This window comes from Intrasporangium sp. DVR (genome assembly GCF_040365325.1).
Taxonomy (GTDB): Bacteria; Actinomycetota; Actinomycetes; order Actinomycetales; family Dermatophilaceae; genus Intrasporangium.
In genome coordinates, this window is sequence record NZ_BAABZW010000009.1 from 192,749 (window position 1) to 207,617 (window position 14,869).

A 14,869-nucleotide genomic window follows, 5' to 3' on the forward strand; every position below is an offset into this window, starting at 1 on the left:
CGAGTCGCCCACCAAGGAGACCGTCGAGCGCCCCGGGCTCGTCGCCCGCTGTTCCGCTGCGCGGAAAGCGCATCGCCTCGGTCGTGGTGCATCGTCGACGCTCGGACGGTCGACGATGCAGTCGAACGTTGCAGCCGGGACCACCCACCCGGCCGCTTGCCGGAGCCCCCATGATCGTGTGCCACTGCGCCGTGGTGAGCGACCGCGACGTCGCCGGGGCCTACGCCGCCGGTGCCCGGACCTTGGCCACGGCCTGCCAGTCGGCCGCCGTCGCCGCCGAGCCAACCATGCACGGATCAACGATCCCGACGTAGCGTGGACGGATGAGGACACGACGCGCACTGGTGACGACCGCCCTGGCCGCTGTGATGACGACGGCCTCCTGGGGAGCGGCCACGGCCCAACCCTTCCCCGACATCATCCCCATCCCGACCGGCTCGCTCCCCGAAGGCATCGCCACCGGCACCGGGACCTCGATCTACGCCGGCTCCCGTGCGGACGGCTCGGTCTGGCTGGGTGACCTCCGCACCGGCGAGGGGGACCTCCTCGTACCGGGCACGGAGGGGCGGATGGCCGTCGGGATCAAGGTCCGGTTCGGACTGCTCTTCGTCTCCGGCGGAACGTATGGCGACGCCTACGTCTACGACGCCGCGACGGGGGCAGAGGTGGCCGTCCTCCACCTGACGGACGGACCCGCCTTCATCAACGACGTGACGGTGACGCAGGACGCTGCCTACTTCACCAACTCGGCAGCTGCGGAGATCTACGCCGTCGAGCTCAGCGACGGCACACCGACCGGCGCCGTCGAGACCCTCCCGCTCACCGGGGAGTGGCAGCAGGTCGAGGGCTTCAACGCCAACGGCATCGCCGCCACTCCTGACGGCGACACCCTGCTCGTCATCAACAGCACGACGGGAATCCTCTACGCCGTCGACCCGACGACGGGTGAGGCCGTCGCCGTCGACACGGGCGGCACGGTCCTGACGATGGGCGACGGAATCCTGCTCAGGGGCAAGACGCTCTACGTCGTCCGGAACCTGTCCAACGAGATCGTCGAGCTGCGCCTGTCGTCGGACCTCCTCTCGGCGAGCTACGTGGCGACGTTGACCGACCCCGACTTCGACGTCCCAACGACGATCGCGATGCAGGGCTCGAGGCTGTACGCCGTCAACGCCCGGTTCACGGCGCCTCCCGGCCCGACGACGGAGCACGACATCGTCAAGGTCGACGGCGAGTAGCCGACCCGCGGTCCGGTGCAGGGCAGGTCAGCCGAGCACGAGCACCAGGGCCGACACCACCGTCGCGGCGAGCACCGCCTGGTCGAAACGCGCCTGGCTCAGCCGCCGGGCCGCGTGCAGCCCGACCCACGTGCCGACCAGGACCAGTGGAGCGAGCAGTGCGGTGCGCCACAGGGTCTCGGCGCCAACCAAGCCGAGTCCGGCACTGAAGGGGACCTTGCAGAGGTTGACGCCGAAGAAGAAGAGGGCACCGGTGCCGAGGAAGCGGCGCTTCTCGACGCCCTGCGCCACGAGGTAGAGCGTCATCACCGCCCCGGCGGAATTCGCGGTCATCGTCACGAACCCCGACGCGATCCCGGTGGCGAGCGCCAGGGGATGGGACTCCGCGACCGTGCTCGTGTCCGGCGAGCGCCAGACGAGGAACAGCTGCAGCAGAGCCATCGCGAGGAGCAGCACCCCGATCGAGCGGCGCAACGTCGTGTTGTCGACCCAGGCGAGGAAGACGGCGCCGAGGACGAGGCCCGGGACCACGGCGGGGATGAGCCGCCTCAGCAGGTCGAGGTCGGCGTCGCCCCGGTAGTGCCAGACGGCCACGACGTCGCCGACGATCAGCAGCAGGAGGATCGCCGCGGTCGACTCCCGGGTCGGCAGCACCGCCGCGAAGATCGCGATGGCGATGCTTGCGAGCCCGCCGACGGCGGTCTTCGAGAAGCCGATGATGAGGGCGGCCGTCCCGAGGAGAAGGAAGTCCACGCCCGTCACGCCTCCGAAGCCTAGGCCCAGCCGGGAAGGCGCACGGCGGCGTTCCAGGTGGGTATGGGTCGGGGGAGTCTGGCGTCCAGACCACGAGAGGAGTGCAGCCATGGGAGCAGGAATCACGCTGGCGGTCATCGGGGCGATCCTCGCCTTCGCCGTCCGAGCGGACCCGGACGGCATCAGCCTGCCGACCGTGGGGGTCATCCTCATGGTGGCCGGGGGACTGCTGGTCTTCCTCTCGCGACGGGAGCACCACCGCAAGGTCATCACGAGCGTGGAGCCCGCAGAGGACCCTCGCGACCCGCCGCACGTCTACACCGAGGGCTCGCTGCGGGACATCGACGACTGACGCTGCTGGCCGCGACGCACCACCGCGCACGCCCCGGATAGCGTGTGACCATGGCCCTGCGCATGCTCGCCCTCGACCTCGACGGCACGACGCTCAACCACATGGGCGAGCTGTCCGACGCCGTGCGCGAGGGCGTCGCCGCGCTCCCCGACGAGGTCATCGTGGTCGTCGCGACCGGCAGGTCCATCATCGCGACGACGCCGGTCCTGGAGGTGCTCGGCATCCGAGAGGGCTTCGCCGTCTGTGCCAACGGTGCCGTCACCATCGAGCTCGACCCTCGCGCCTCGTCCGGCTACGCCATCGTCGACACCGTGACCTTCGACCCCAAGCCGGTCCTCGAGCGGCTTCGGGTCGCCCTGCCCGACGCGCGCATCGCGGTCGAGGAGCTCGGTGTCGGCTTCAAGGTGAGCCGGCACTTCCCAGAGGGTGAGCTGATGGGGCAGACCCGAGTGGTCGACTGGGAGGAGCTCGTCGCCCACCCCGTCACCCGCGTCACCCTCCGTCAGCCCGAGGCGACGGCCGAGGAGTTCATGGAGATGGTCGAGCGAGCCGGCCTCCACGGTGTCTCCTACGCCGTCGGCTGGTCGGCCTGGCTCGACATCAACCCCGAGGGCGTCAGCAAGGCCTCCGCGCTCGAGCTCATCCGTCGCCGCATCGGCGTCGAGCCGGTCCACACGGTGGCCGTGGGCGACCAGCGCAACGACCTCGAGATGCTGCGCTGGGCCGCGTGGGGCGTCGCGATGGCCAACGCCCCGGACGAGGTCCGGGCTGTCGCCGACGAGGTCACGGGACACGTCGAGGACGACGGGCTCGTGCCGGTGCTCGAGGGGGTCGCCGAGGCTGCGAGGAACGGCAGCCCGTTCCGCGACGGAGTGCCCTCCGGCGCGACGTGACGGTTCCCCGCCTAGCCGGCCCAGCGGCATACGGCCTGATCTGAGGCGTCGTTGTCGAAGGCGGCCCGCCCCGTTCGACGAGAGGATGAGGCGGTGGCCACCCGGCCCTGCGGAGAGGAAGGCTGCCATGCGTTTCATGATCATCGTGCCCGGGACCGCGGAGTCCGAGCAGGGCGGCACGGCCACGGAGCAGCAGTTCGCTGACATGCAGGCCTACCAGGAGGAGATGCTCCGGGCAGGGGTCTACGTCGACGGACAGGGGCTGCACCCGACGTCCCGGGGCGCCCGCATCACGTTCGAGAACGACGAGTGGGTCGTCACCGACGGGCCCTTCACCGAGGCGAAGGAGATCATCGCCGGGTTCTCCATCATCGAGGTGTCCTCCCGCGAGGAGGCGCTCGAGTGGGTCAGGCGCTGGCCCCGCTCCTGCGTTCCCGACCCGGGCCGAGCCTTCGAGCTGCGGCAGATCTACGCCCCGGAGGACTTCGGTGACACCTACACCCCGGAGCTGCGCGAACGCGAGGCCAGGATGCGCGAAGCAGCCGCCCGCAACGCGGCCCAGGGCTGAGTGACGCGGGTGACCGAGGATCACCTGCCGCGACCGTCAGGGGGACGTGCCAGAGTGGACCGGTGCCTCCACGCGCCCCCTCAGCCACCGACCCCGATGCCGTCCGTCGCACCGTCGAGGCGGTCTGGCGCCTCGAGGCGGCCAAGGTGACGGCGGTCGTGGCCCGACTCGTCGGCGACATCGGCCTGGCCGAGGACCTCGCCCAGGATGCGTTCCTCCAGGCCCTCGAGCAGTGGCCGCGCGACGGCCTGCCGGACAGTCCCGGGGCGTGGCTCACCTCGACCGCGCGCCGCCGCGCCATCGACCGGATCCGGCGAGACGTGAACCTCAGGGACAAGCTGCAGCAGGTCGGCCATGCGGAGGAGCTGCGCGTCGCCGACCTGGCCGAGTCCCACTTCGAGCGGGCACTGGAGGACATCGACGACGACGTCCTCGGTCTCGTCTTCGCCGCCTGCCACCCCGTCCTCACGGCACAGGCTCGGATCTCGCTGACGCTGAGGATGATCGGGGGGCTGACGACTCGCGAGATCGCCCGTGCCTTCCTCACCACCGAGTCGACGATCGGCCAGCGGATCTCCCGCGCGAAGAAGTCCCTCCGCGCCGACGGCGTGACCATCGAGGTGCCGTCCGGGGCTGACCTGGCACCCCGACTGGCCTCCGTGCTCGAGGTCGTCTATCTCATCTTCAACGAGGGCTACGCCGCCACGTCCGGCCGGGACTGGGTGCGCGGCGACCTCATGGAGGAGGCCATCCGCCTCGGCCGGGTCCTGTCCGCGCTCGCTCCCCGCGAGCCGGAGGTGCACGGCCTCGTCGCCCTCATGGAGATCCAGGCCTCGCGCACCCGCGCCCGGATCGCCCCCGACGGCTCGCCCGTCCTCCTCCTCGACCAGGACCGCACCCAGTGGGACTGGTCCCTCATCCGCCACGCGCTCACGGCGCTCGACCGCGCGACCGAGCTGAGCGGCATACGGGGCCCGTATGTCCTCCAGGCGGCGATCGCCGCGTGCCACGCCCGCGCCCGCACCCCGGACGAGACGGACTGGCCACGGATCGTCATGCTCTACGAGGAGCTTTCGCGGGTTCGCCCGTCCCCGGTCGTCGACCTCAACCTGGCTGTCGCGATGTCGTATGCCGCTGGGCCCGGTCCCGCTCTCGCCGTCGTCGACCGCCTGGTCGAGTCCGGGTCGCTCGCCGACTACCACCTCCTACCGAGCGTGCGGGGGGACCTGCTGCGCAAGCTGGGTCGTGAGGAGGAGGCCCGCGGCGAGTTCCGGCGCGCGGCGGCCATGACCGACAACGAGGCCGAGCGCAACCTGCTGCTCCGGCGCGCGGACGGGGAGCGCCCCGCCGTTCCCTGACGAACTGCCCTGCCGCGGGACGTATCAGGGCTACTGTCGGATCACCCTTCAGGACAGAGACGCCGAGGGAGAGGTCCGCATGGTCGTGCATCGCAGCTGCCCGGGCTACGGCGACGAGCCGTTCGCCGCACTCGTCGCTGACTACCCGGGAGCCGAGGCCTATCCCGCCGGGGACTTCCGGATCGAGTGGGGACCGGTCTTCCATCGCGGCCGGCTCGACGGCTCCGCACGGGTCCTCGTCATCGGTCAGGACCCGGCCACGCACGAGGCGATCAGCCGTCGCGTCCTCGTCGGTGAGGCGGGCCAACGCGTTCAGGGGCTGCTGGCGCGGCTGGGGATCACGCACAGCTACGTCATGCTCAACGTCTACCTGTACAGCGTCTTCGGGCAGTCGGCCGGCTACCGTCACGTGAAGGACCCGGCCATCGTCGCGTACCGGCACCGGTGGTTCGACGCGGTGCTGCTCGACTCGGGCGTCACGGCCGTGATCGCGCTCGGCACGCTCGCCAAGCGCGCCTTCGGCGTGTGGGAGGACAGCTCACCCGAGCGGTCGGGCCGTGCCGAGGGGATCCACCTCGCCGCGATCCGACACCCCACCTACGCCGAGGGGTCGGCCCGGGCCAGCGGGCAGCCGCTCGAGGACACGACTGCCGCGCAGCTCGCTGACTGGAGCGGGCACCTGCCCGCGCTCGCGGCGGCCGTGCTGCCGGAGGTGACGCCGAACCCCAAGCCCTACGGCGAGTCGTGGGCCGAGCAGGACCTCGTCGGGATCCCCGAGCAGGACCTGCCGCCCGGTGCGCCGGCGTGGTGGCGTGCCGTGGACGCGTGGGCGGTCCGGGACGGGGCCGACGCCCAGGAGAAGCGCTCGACGATCCGCGTCACCGTTCCCAAGGGGGCACGCTCATGGCCGACACTGTGACGAGCAACGCGAGCCGGACGGCCCACGAGTCGTTCGAGGAGGCCTACCACCGCGGCATCACGGACGAGCTGCCGGCCCCGCCGCGGCGGGCCCGGGCACTCCCGCCCGCACCCTTCGCGCTCCGGGGTGCCGTCATCACCCCCGAGGGCGCCTGGTCGGCCGGGTACGTCACGGTGGCCGACGGCCGGGTCGACCGGGTCAGCCGACGCCGCCCCACGTCGGTCCCGGTGCACGAGACCGACGGCGTGATCCTCCCCGGGTTGCTCGACCTGCACGGCCACCCCGAGTTCAACGTCTTCGCGGCCTGGGAGCCGCCCAAGCTCTATGCGAACCGCTACGCCTGGCGCCGGTCGACGGCCTACAAGCAGCTGGTCCGGGACCCGCAGAACGCGCTCCGCGACGCAGTCCCCCCGCAGACCCAGACCCGGTACGCCGAGGTGCGCGCGCTCGTGGGCGGCGTGACCGGCATCCAGGGGGCTGCGTCGGCGAGCAGCAGCGCGGCCGCCGAGCCGCTCGTCCGCAACATCGACCGCTGGGCATTCGGGGCGCACCGGGCCCGGTCGCTCGTGGACCTGCCGAGCGGGAGCTTCGGCAAGGAGTCGTTCGACCGGATCATCGCCCACATCGCGGCCGGCTCGGTCAACGCCTTCTACCTCCACCTCTCCGAGGGGCGCCGTGGCGACGAGGTGAGCGAGGAGGAGTTCCGCCGGTTCATCGACCTCGGGGCGGCCACGCCGGCGACGAACATCATCCACGGCAGCGCCCTGACGGCGGCCGACCTCCACGAGGTCGCGGACGCCGGCTGCCGCCTCGTGTGGTCCCCCCAGTCGAACCTCCGGCTCTACGGCGAGACGACGCTCGCCGGTGAGGCCCTGCGCGCCGGCATGCCCGTGGCTCTCGGTGCTGACTGGCTGCCCTCGGGGTCGACGAGCCTGCTCGCCGAGATGAAGGTGGCGCGGCGTGAGCTCGCCCGACAAGGTCACCCCGTTCCCGCCGCCGACCTCGTCGCGATGGTGACGTCAGTCGCGGCCCGGATGGCCGGGCTCGATGAGCACCTCGGGTCGGTCGCCGAGGGCCGGCCGGCCGACCTGCTCGTCCTCGAGCGGCACCACCGGGACCCGTACGAGAACGTCTGCCTCGCTGACCCGTCCTGGGTGGAGCTGGTCTGCATCGGCGGCGACGTCACCTACGGCCGGGCGGACTGGTTCGACGAGCTCTCCGGCGGCGCGGCCGGCTCCACGATCGAGGACCTCGCAGCGTGGGGCAAGCCGATGCGGCTCGACACCGGCTTCCAGTCGCACCCGACCGCGGCGTCACCCTCGTTGACGGAGATCCGGGCGCTGCTCACCTCGGCCTACCCGCCGGTCGGGCCGATCTTCGCGTGACGGCGAGGGATCGGCTCGTCCGCTCCTGCGCACGGACAGCAGGCTCGTCACCGTCACCGTGGCGAGGATGCCGACGATGACCCCGAGCGAGAGGAGCGTCGGGACCTCCGGCACCCCCGGCCACACGCCGTGTGCCCAGTGGAGCACCAGCTTGGCGCCGATGAACCCGAGGATCAGGGCCAGGCCGTGGCCGAGATGGACGAGCGAGGACAGGGCGTTCTCGAGCACGAAGTAGAGGGCACGGAGGCCGAGCAACGCGAAGGCGTTGGTGACCAGGACGAGGTAGGGGTCGCCGGTGATCCCGTAGACCGCCGGGACGGAGTCGACCGCGAAGACGACGTCGGTGCCGAGGATCGCGACCGTGACGAGGGCGAGGGGTGTCAGTGCGCGGCGACCGTCATGGGGAACCGTCAACCGGGTTCCCGCGTACGCGTCGGTGACGGGGAAGAACCGGCGGACGAGCCGGACACTGCGCAGCGTGCTCACGTCGACCGCGTGATCCGCAGGCGAGAGGGCGTCCCGGCCGACCTTGACGGCCGTGCCGAGCAGGATGGCCCCGAAGAGCAGGAAGGTCCAGGAGAACGTCGCGATGAGCTGCGCTCCGAGGAGGATGAAGACGGCGCGGAGCAGCAGGGCCCCCGCGACCCCGAGCAGCAGGACCCGCTGACGCAGCTCCCGTGGCACGGCGAAGGCGGCGAGCAGGACGATGAAGACGAAGAGGTTGTCGACCGACAGCGACTTCTCGACGAGGTACCCGGTGACGTACTCGAGGCCCTGCGCGGAGCCGTACGCGGACCAGAGCCAGGCGCCGAAGGCCAGCGGGACCGCGATGTAGAAGGCGGACCAGGCGGCCGCCTCCCGCAGGCTGGGGTCGTGTGGTCGCCGGGTGATGGCGAAGTCGAGGGCGAAGAGCGCCGCGATTCCGGCGATGGTGAGCCACCAGAGGCCCGGCGAGGCGATGGAGGGGGTCGCGGTGGACGGGGCAGCAGTGAGTGCGCTCGGCGTGAGCATGTCTCTCCTCAGATCGGCAGGTGCGGTCTGAGGTCTCCTTCGCCGGCAGCAGGGCCATCGGCGTCCGCCCGGGGTGGCAGGGCCACCGGACTGACCGGGACGGACTCTGGGAAGTACTCCCCTCGCGAACCAGTTTAACCGCAGCCTCAGGCCCGAGCGGCCTCCTCGAGTCGGCGCACCCGTCGGGTGAGGATCTTGAGCATCACCCGCTCGCAGTGCGGTGACCGCTCCAGCAAGCCCTGGAACGTCATCGGCGAGAGGACGAACGTGGTGGCTCCGCCGGGTCCGCTGGTCACGGTCGCGGAGTGCGGCGCCTTGTCGAGAAGGGACATCTCCCCGAAGTAGTCGCCGGGTCCGAGGGTCGCCACCGTGCGACCGTCGACGTCGACCACCGCCGTCCCGTGGAGCAGGAGGTGCAGCCCACCGCCGGACTGCCCCTGGCGGACGAGGGTGTTGCCGGCCGGCACCGAGATCTCGGATCCGCGGTCGATGATGGTGTCGAGCATGTCGTCCGGCATCTCGCTGAAGAGGTCCTCGTCCCTGAGGAATGCTCGCAGTGTCATGACGTCCCCTCCTGTCGACAGTGCCGAGCTGTCCCTCGACGGTACTGCCGGCCCGACCACGCGCCTCGGGCACAAAGTCCCTGAGTCTCGCTCCCGGGAGTCAGTCGGCAGCAGCGTCGCCCGGGCCCAGCACGGTTGCTATACGGTGCGCAGGTTGCTATAGGCGCTAGAGTCTGCACATGGCCAGGACCGCCAATCCCTTTCGTCCCGGCTTCAACGCCGCACCCCCAGCGTTCGTGGGGCGCGACCGGCTCCTTGATGCGGTGCGCGAGGCACTCGCGGTGGCCGCGCTCGACGGTCGCACCCCCCGACCGATCGTCATCACCGGCACCCGTGGGGTGGGCAAGACCGTCGCCCTGGGCGAAGCCGCCGTGCTGGCGGCGACGGACCACGGGTGGCCGACGGTCCACGTCGAGGTGCGGCCCGGGCGTGACTTCACGCCCCTGCTGACGGAGCGGATCGTCGCCGCCGGCCACCTGCTCCAACACACCACGGCCGACGACCGACGCCACCCCGTGGTGACCGGCGGCAGGATCGGCGCCTCCGCCCTCGGTGTCGGCGGCGAGGTGGAGGTCCACCTCGAGCGCCGCGAGCCCGGCCCGGCGGACCCTCTGGAGGCCGCGCTCCGTGGCACGATGCGAGTCGCCATGGCGGAGGGGGCCGGACTCGTCCTCACGCTCGACGAGGTCCAGTACGCCCAGCGGGCGGAGCTCGCCGGTCTCACCGCGATCCTCCAGGAGCACATGGCCGACGGCTGGCCGTTGGTCGTCCTCGTCGCGGGGCTGCCCTCGATCCGCGAGCCGCGCCGGACGGTGACCTACCTGGAGCGCGGCGAGTGGCACGAGCTCGGCCTGCTGACCCGCGACGAGGCAGAGCAGGCCCTGCGCGAGCCGGCCGCTGACGCGGGCCGACCCCTCGAGCCGGATGCCACCCGAGAGCTCGCCACCGCGTCCGGTGGTTATCCCTATGCCGTCCAGCTCTACGGGCACCATGCGTGGCGAGCGTCGGCCGGCTCCGACCGCATCCTCCGCGAGCATGCGGTGGCAGCCTTGGGTGCGGCTCGGCGGGAGCTGGAGGAAGGGCTCTACGTCGCCCGCTGGAACGATGCGTCCGAGCGCGAGCGCGAGTACCTGGGCGCGGTCGCCCGGGTGCTCGCGCGCACCGGTGAGGCCACCGGTGGTGCCGTGGCGGCGGAGCTCGGGAAGGCCGCGACGGAGGTGTCCTATCTCCGGGACCGCCTCATCAAGAAGGGCACGCTCTACACCGAGGGGCCGCGCCTGCTCTTCATCACGCCCGGTATGGCCGAGTGGGTCGCCGGCCGCTGAGCGGGTGCATCCCCACGGCGCGCGTCACGTGGCGCGGAAGCTCACCTCGGCGGTCGCCACCGTGTCGCCCGTGCGGCCGGGCGCCTTGGCCTCGGACCAGTAGGCATTGGTGTGCGCGATGACCTGCTCGGGGCTCACCGGGATGCCCCACTGCCGCAGGTCCTCGGTCGTGTGGGCGTCGGCGACCAGCGTCGCGTCGTAGCCGCGGACCAGCGCGCCGTGCAGGGTGGCGCGGACGCACGCGTCGGTCTGGGCGCCGGTGACGACGATGCGGCCGACGCCACGCTCGGACAGGACCGACTCGAGCATGGTCTCCTCGAAGGAGTCGCCGTAGTGCTTGGCGACGAGAGGCTCGTCCTCGCCGCGGCGCAGCTCGGGGACGTACTGCCAGCCCTCGCTGCCCTCGGGCAGGCCCTCGTCCGAGTGCTGGATCCAGACCACGGGCACGCCCTCGCCCCGGGCCTTGTCCACCAGGGTGCTGATGTTGGCGATGACCCCGTCACGGTTGTGGGCGGCGCCGACCACGTCGTTCTGCACGTCGATGACCAGGAGGGCCGTGTGGGGACGGTTGTCGAGTGTCGTCATGAATCGACGGTAGTCCGGTCCACCGACAGTGGGATGCTGGCGGAGCCATGAACTCCTCGCGCGACCACTACGTGTCCTCCGGCTCGAACCCTCGCCTCAAGGCGGTGATCGCGCTGCGGCGCCGTCGCACCCGGGAGGAGACCGGCCAGACCGTCGTCGAGGGCCACGAGGAGATCCGCCTGGCGCTGGAGGCCGGGGTGACGCCCCGGACCGTCTTCGTCTCCGAGGAGCTGTTCAGCCCGTCCGGGCGTGCGGGGTCCCAGGAGATCGGCACCCAGGCGGAGCTCGTCGACCGGCTCCGAGCGGCAGGGGTGGAGATCGTGCGACTCAGCCCAGCGGCATACGCCAAGGTGTCCTATCGAGAGGGACCCGACGGTCTGCTGGCCGTCGTCGACAACGTCGGTATGCCGCTGGGCTCGCTCCGGGTCGACCGTCCGGACTGGCTCGGGCTCGTCACCCAGGGCGTCGAGAAACCCGGCAACCTCGGCGCCATGCTGCGCACCGCGGACGCGGCCGGTGTCGACGCCGTCCTCGCGGCGGACCCCGTGACGGACTGGGGCAACCCCAACGTCGTGCGCGCGAGCAAGGGGACGCTCTTCGCCGTTCCGGTGGCCAGTGCCACGACCCCCGAGGCGCTCGCCTGGCTCGAGAGCAACGCCGTCACCCTCGTCGTGACCACCCCGGAGACCGGCCTGCTCCACACGGACGTCGACTACACCGGACGCGTCGCCATCGCGGTCGGCTCGGAGAAGCACGGCGCCGACGACGCCCTGCTCGCGGCCGCCGACCGCCGGGTCCGCATCCCGATGCGCGGCAGGGCCAACAGCCTCAACGTCTCGGTCGCCGCCGCTGTCGTGCTCTACGAGGCCGTGCGCCAACGCGCCTCACGGTCCGAACCCATCGATCCGGGCTGACCGGGGGGTGGTCAAAAGCACACCTTGGCGTGTGTCACGATTGACCGTATGCGAGTTGACCACGTGTCCTATGCGGCAGAGCACGACGGCCTCCAAGCAACGGCCGAGCGGCTCTCGAAGCTCATCGGTGTGGAGCCGGTCGACGGCGGGGTGCACCCCCGCTTCGGGACGCGCAACGTCATCCTCCCGCTCGCGGACCGCAACTACGTCGAGGTCGTCGAGGTGCTCGACCACCCTGCGTCGGACAAGGCGCCCTTCGGACAGGCCGTGCGCGCCCGGTCCGAGGCCGGCGGTGGCTGGCTCGGCTGGGTCGTCGCCGTGGACGACCTCACCTCTGCCGAGAAGCGACTCGGCCGTGAGGCCGTCGAGGGCAACCGCCACCGCCCCGACGGCACCGAGCTGCGCTGGAAGCAGATCGGGATCCGGGGCCTCATCGCCGACCCCCAGGTGCCCTACTTCATCCAGTGGGAGGACATCTCGCTCCACCCCGCCAACGGGTCGACGTCCCAGGTTCACATCGGTGAGCTGCAGATCGCGGGCGACCCGGCGCGGGTGCGAGAGTGGCTCGGCGTCGACCAGACCTTCGACAAGGGCGACATCCACTTCACCTTCGTCGCGCCCCATGGGACCCCGGGCCTGCTGTCCGTGACCTTCCAGACGCCGGACGGCGACGTCACCATCTGAGGACCGCCGTCCTGCCCGGACGACCTGGAGCCGGGTCAGCGGGTGAGGCGGTGCGCGTTGAGCAGCGGCACTCCCGCAGCGAGCGTCGCGAGGACCGCGGCAAGGACAGGGTGGACGAGGCCGAGCGCGCCCGCGACGAGGGCCACTGCGTCGTAGGCGAGCGCCCAGACGACGTTCTGGCGGATCACCGCACGGGTCCGCTGCGCCAGCTCGACCGTGTCGGCCACCCGGTCGAGATCGTCCCGGTCGAAGAGGAGCCCCGGACGCGGGTGGCCGACGACCGCGACCCGCCGCCCTTGGCGTTGGAGCTCGCTCACGAGATCCGGCGCGCCGTCGCGAGCCCGCGACCGCACCTTCCCCGGGTCGATGCCGACGGCTGCGGCGACGCCGCGGGCATGCGCCTCCCCCTCGTCGCTGAGCAGGTAGGTGGCGAGGCCGAGCTCCTTGAGGCGTGCGACGGCGGCACGCGAGGTGTCCCTCACCGCGTCCTCCACGGTGAGTGCTGCCCGTGCCCGACCACTCCAGCCGACGTACACCGTCCTGCCCGGGGTCTGGTCCGCGTGTGCCACGAGGGCCTCGTCCACCTCCTCGAATAGCGCCGCCTTCCCGACGGTGACTTCGGTGTCCTTGATGCGCGCCGAGGCGCCCTCGCCCTGGTTGGCCTCGAAGTCGCGGATCCGGGGCAGGTCGATCCGGGCGAGCTCCGCACCGGCGACGATGGCCCGGGCGACTGGGTGGCTGCTGCCCTGCTCGACGGCGGCCGCGGCGGTGAGGGCGGCCTTCTTCGACAGGCGGCCGGTGACGGCGATCGACGTGAGGGACAGGTCCCCGGTGGTGAGGACGCCGGTGCGGGTGATGACGACGGTGTCGACGAGGCCGGCTGCCGGCAGGAGGTCGGATCCCGGAGGTGGGTCGGCTGATCGGGCGGTGCGCCCTCGGGCCGCTGCGAGAGCGGCGGGCGCGGCGAGCGCCAGGGCAGGGAAGGAGGCGATGACGAGGACCGCGACCACCGCGACGAGCGAGCTCGTCAGGGACTGACCGGAGAGGAGCCGGACGACCAGCAGGGCGAGTGCGGTCAGCACGACGACGGGCGTGAACCACGTCTCGAGGCGGCCTGCTGCGGCCGGGGTCGGCGCGTCGGGTCCCGCCGCCTCGCGGATGCGCGCCTCGACGTAGCGCACCAGGAGCAGCAGCGCGGTGACGACGGCCGGGGTGCCGGACCATTCGTCCGGGGCATCGCGCAGCAGGGCGGCCACCGAGTGGACCCAGGAGACGGTCGCAGCGAGCAGCACCGGCACGTCGGGGTTGGGACGAAGGTGCCGGACGCCGGCCCACGCCGGCTCGACGAGCGGGCGGGCGCACCACCCGAGGACGGCGGCCGTGAGGACCACCTGCACCCAACGCGCGCCGGTGTCGCCCCCAGCGAGGAGCGCGAGGGCAACCACGGGCGTGGCGAGGGCCAGGGCGACGAAGAGGCGGGGGCGCAGCAGCGGCGCCGGTGGCGCAGGAACCAGCCCCCGAGCTGCGGCCGCCCGCGGTGTGCTCCCGCCGAGGTCCTGCGCATGGCGGCGCAGCGTGGTCAGCAGGTCGTCCGCGCGGGGACTGCGGTCGGTGTCCCGTCCGGTGTCCCGGTCGGTGCCCCGTCCGGTGTCCCGGTCGGTGCCCCGTCCAGTGTCCCGTCCAGTGCCTCGTCCGGTGCTCATCCCTCTCCTCCGCTGCTCCGAGGGTCGAGGAGCTCCTCGGCCAGGCGTTTGGGGGCTCGGACGAGCCACGCGTCGGTGATGACCTCGCGCAGCTCGTCGACGGTGAGCCGGTCGAGGTCGCACTCGCGCAGCAGGACGGCGTTGTAGCCGTTCCAGTGCGGCGTCGTGAACCAGGGGGAGTCGCCGACCATCGACTCCTTGTCCTCCGCGGAGCAGTGGAACGCGATGACGTCGTCGTAGAGCTCACCCGTCACCGGGTCGTGGGCGTCCTTGCGCGGGTCGCGAAAGAAGACGAAGGATTTCCCCTTCACGCGGTATGCCGCCCGGGCCGGCGACCGTGGGTCAGTCGGGTGTCGCTCGACCTCCGGCAGGGCTGCCGCGATGGCGTGGACATCGTGGACCGTGGCCTTCCGGGTGCGTGCCATGCCTTGCCACGGTAGCCCGATCCATCACCGTCCGCCACGACCGCAGCGCGCGCGGCGGCCACGAGCACCGGGTGAGCAGAGGTCCCAGTGCACCCGGGTGAGGGCGACGCCCGGTGGGGAGGCGTGACCCGGGAAGAAATACCCGGTTGGGGTATGTTGGCAGAGGCATCGCGTGTCGGGAGAAGGAGGGGCC

General features: G+C 71.8%; 17 protein-coding genes. 11 read left to right on the forward strand and 6 right to left on the reverse strand.

The annotated features are described in order from the left end of the window. Window positions 1–170: 170 nt before the first annotated feature. Together ABWV20_RS09285 and ABWV20_RS09290 are read left to right on the forward strand one after the other, a co-directional pair. Complete coding sequence (locus ABWV20_RS09285; RefSeq protein ID WP_353354766.1) at window positions 171–314, forward strand: (2Fe-2S)-binding protein; 144 nt, start codon at window positions 171–173, stop codon at window positions 312–314. 9 nt (window positions 315–323) lie between these two features. After that, window positions 324–1,238, forward strand: coding sequence for a YncE family protein (locus ABWV20_RS09290; protein WP_353354768.1), 915 nt, complete (start codon window positions 324–326; stop codon window positions 1,236–1,238). A gap of 27 nt (window positions 1,239–1,265) precedes the next feature. Here the strand turns inward: ABWV20_RS09290 and ABWV20_RS09295 are convergent, their stop codons facing one another. Continuing rightward, window positions 1,266–2,000, reverse strand: a complete 735-nt coding sequence (locus ABWV20_RS09295; protein WP_353354769.1) for a sulfite exporter TauE/SafE family protein — start codon at window positions 1,998–2,000, stop codon at window positions 1,266–1,268. A gap of 100 nt (window positions 2,001–2,100) precedes the next feature. Between ABWV20_RS09295 and ABWV20_RS09300 the strand changes: the two genes are divergently transcribed. The 6 genes from ABWV20_RS09300 (at window position 2,101) to ABWV20_RS09325 (ending at window position 7,466) form a co-directional block, all read left to right on the forward strand. Continuing rightward, entirely contained in the window at window positions 2,101–2,343 is a 243-nt protein-coding gene (locus tag ABWV20_RS09300; protein ID WP_353354770.1) for a hypothetical protein, read from the forward strand. A gap of 50 nt (window positions 2,344–2,393) precedes the next feature. Next, window positions 2,394–3,236, forward strand: coding sequence for an HAD family hydrolase (locus ABWV20_RS09305; protein ID WP_353354771.1), 843 nt, complete (start codon window positions 2,394–2,396; stop codon window positions 3,234–3,236). A 127-nt stretch (window positions 3,237–3,363) separates the two neighbouring features. After that, window positions 3,364–3,804 (forward strand): YciI family protein, encoded by a 441-nt coding sequence (locus tag ABWV20_RS09310; protein ID WP_353354772.1) that lies wholly within the window; start codon window positions 3,364–3,366, stop codon window positions 3,802–3,804. A gap of 62 nt (window positions 3,805–3,866) precedes the next feature. After that, the gene (locus tag ABWV20_RS09315) at window positions 3,867–5,162 is read left to right on the forward strand and encodes an RNA polymerase sigma factor (protein WP_353354773.1); all 1,296 of its coding nucleotides are present in this window, start codon (window positions 3,867–3,869) and stop codon (window positions 5,160–5,162) included. A gap of 79 nt (window positions 5,163–5,241) precedes the next feature. Beyond that, a complete protein-coding gene (locus tag ABWV20_RS09320) occupies window positions 5,242–6,081 on the forward strand; it encodes a uracil-DNA glycosylase family protein (protein ID WP_353354775.1) in 840 nt (279 codons plus the stop codon). Continuing rightward, a complete protein-coding gene (locus tag ABWV20_RS09325) occupies window positions 6,066–7,466 on the forward strand; it encodes an amidohydrolase family protein (protein WP_353354776.1) in 1,401 nt (466 codons plus the stop codon). The genes ABWV20_RS09320 and ABWV20_RS09325 overlap by 16 nt, the downstream gene beginning before the upstream one ends. On the opposite strand, the gene ABWV20_RS09330 is transcribed toward ABWV20_RS09325, so the two are convergent. Further along, complete coding sequence (locus ABWV20_RS09330; protein WP_353354778.1) at window positions 7,395–8,477, reverse strand: TerC/Alx family metal homeostasis membrane protein; 1,083 nt, start codon at window positions 8,475–8,477, stop codon at window positions 7,395–7,397. The two genes, ABWV20_RS09325 and ABWV20_RS09330, sit on opposite strands and share 72 nt — an antisense overlap. A 146-nt stretch (window positions 8,478–8,623) precedes the next feature. Then, a complete protein-coding gene (locus tag ABWV20_RS09335) occupies window positions 8,624–9,040 on the reverse strand; it encodes a Crp/Fnr family transcriptional regulator (protein ID WP_353354779.1) in 417 nt (138 codons plus the stop codon). 179 nt (window positions 9,041–9,219) lie between these two features. Between ABWV20_RS09335 and ABWV20_RS09340 the strand changes: the two genes are divergently transcribed. Further along, window positions 9,220–10,365: a DUF8462 domain-containing protein gene (locus ABWV20_RS09340; protein WP_353354780.1), complete on the forward strand. Its 1,146-nt coding sequence runs from the start codon at window positions 9,220–9,222 to the stop codon at window positions 10,363–10,365. Window positions 10,366–10,389: 24 nt separating this feature from the next. Here ABWV20_RS09340 and ABWV20_RS09345 read toward each other — a convergent pair whose 3' ends face one another. Further along, window positions 10,390–10,950 carry a cysteine hydrolase family protein gene (locus ABWV20_RS09345; RefSeq protein WP_353354781.1) on the reverse strand — a complete coding sequence of 187 codons (561 nt, stop codon included), beginning with the start codon at window positions 10,948–10,950 and terminating at the stop codon, window positions 10,390–10,392. Between the two features lie 47 nt (window positions 10,951–10,997). Here ABWV20_RS09345 and ABWV20_RS09350 point away from each other — a divergent pair, with 47 nt between their 5' ends. Together ABWV20_RS09350 and ABWV20_RS09355 are read left to right on the forward strand one after the other, a co-directional pair. Then, window positions 10,998–11,864, forward strand: coding sequence for an RNA methyltransferase (locus ABWV20_RS09350; RefSeq protein WP_353354782.1), 867 nt, complete (start codon window positions 10,998–11,000; stop codon window positions 11,862–11,864). A gap of 48 nt (window positions 11,865–11,912) precedes the next feature. Next, complete coding sequence (locus tag ABWV20_RS09355; protein WP_353354783.1) at window positions 11,913–12,548, forward strand: VOC family protein; 636 nt, start codon at window positions 11,913–11,915, stop codon at window positions 12,546–12,548. A 35-nt stretch (window positions 12,549–12,583) separates the two neighbouring features. Here ABWV20_RS09355 and ABWV20_RS09360 read toward each other — a convergent pair whose 3' ends face one another. Together ABWV20_RS09360 and ABWV20_RS09365 are read right to left on the reverse strand one after the other, a co-directional pair. Then, on the reverse strand, window positions 12,584–14,251 hold the full coding sequence (locus tag ABWV20_RS09360; protein WP_353354784.1) for an HAD family hydrolase: 1,668 nt from the start codon (window positions 14,249–14,251) through the stop codon (window positions 12,584–12,586). Next, window positions 14,248–14,676 carry an MmcQ/YjbR family DNA-binding protein gene (locus tag ABWV20_RS09365; RefSeq protein WP_353354786.1) on the reverse strand — a complete coding sequence of 143 codons (429 nt, stop codon included), beginning with the start codon at window positions 14,674–14,676 and terminating at the stop codon, window positions 14,248–14,250. The genes ABWV20_RS09360 and ABWV20_RS09365 overlap by 4 nt, the downstream gene beginning before the upstream one ends. Between the last annotated feature and the right edge of the window lie 193 nt (window positions 14,677–14,869).

Excerpts from the sequence above, each read along its gene's own strand:
- ABWV20_RS09310 (WP_353354772.1), top strand. The coding sequence starts at position 3,364 with ATGCGTTTCATGATCATCGTGCCCGGGACCGCGGAGTCCGAGCAGGGC.
- ABWV20_RS09300 (WP_353354770.1), top strand. The coding sequence starts at position 2,101 with ATGGGAGCAGGAATCACGCTGGCGGTCATCGGGGCGATCCTCGCCTTC.
- ABWV20_RS09345 (WP_353354781.1), bottom strand. The coding sequence starts at position 10,950 with ATGACGACACTCGACAACCGTCCCCACACGGCCCTCCTGGTCATCGAC.
- ABWV20_RS09325 (WP_353354776.1), top strand. The coding sequence starts at position 6,066 with ATGGCCGACACTGTGACGAGCAACGCGAGCCGGACGGCCCACGAGTCG.
- ABWV20_RS09305 (WP_353354771.1), top strand. The coding sequence starts at position 2,394 with ATGGCCCTGCGCATGCTCGCCCTCGACCTCGACGGCACGACGCTCAAC.
- ABWV20_RS09355 (WP_353354783.1), top strand. The coding sequence starts at position 11,913 with ATGCGAGTTGACCACGTGTCCTATGCGGCAGAGCACGACGGCCTCCAA.
- ABWV20_RS09285 (WP_353354766.1), top strand. The coding sequence starts at position 171 with ATGATCGTGTGCCACTGCGCCGTGGTGAGCGACCGCGACGTCGCCGGG.
- ABWV20_RS09320 (WP_353354775.1), top strand. The coding sequence starts at position 5,242 with ATGGTCGTGCATCGCAGCTGCCCGGGCTACGGCGACGAGCCGTTCGCC.
- ABWV20_RS09350 (WP_353354782.1), top strand. The coding sequence starts at position 10,998 with ATGAACTCCTCGCGCGACCACTACGTGTCCTCCGGCTCGAACCCTCGC.
- ABWV20_RS09330 (WP_353354778.1), bottom strand. The coding sequence starts at position 8,477 with ATGCTCACGCCGAGCGCACTCACTGCTGCCCCGTCCACCGCGACCCCC.
- ABWV20_RS09290 (WP_353354768.1), top strand. The coding sequence starts at position 324 with ATGAGGACACGACGCGCACTGGTGACGACCGCCCTGGCCGCTGTGATG.
- ABWV20_RS09340 (WP_353354780.1), top strand. The coding sequence starts at position 9,220 with ATGGCCAGGACCGCCAATCCCTTTCGTCCCGGCTTCAACGCCGCACCC.
- ABWV20_RS09360 (WP_353354784.1), bottom strand. The coding sequence starts at position 14,251 with ATGAGCACCGGACGAGGCACTGGACGGGACACTGGACGGGGCACCGAC.
- ABWV20_RS09335 (WP_353354779.1), bottom strand. The coding sequence starts at position 9,040 with ATGACACTGCGAGCATTCCTCAGGGACGAGGACCTCTTCAGCGAGATG.
- ABWV20_RS09365 (WP_353354786.1), bottom strand. The coding sequence starts at position 14,676 with ATGGCACGCACCCGGAAGGCCACGGTCCACGATGTCCACGCCATCGCG.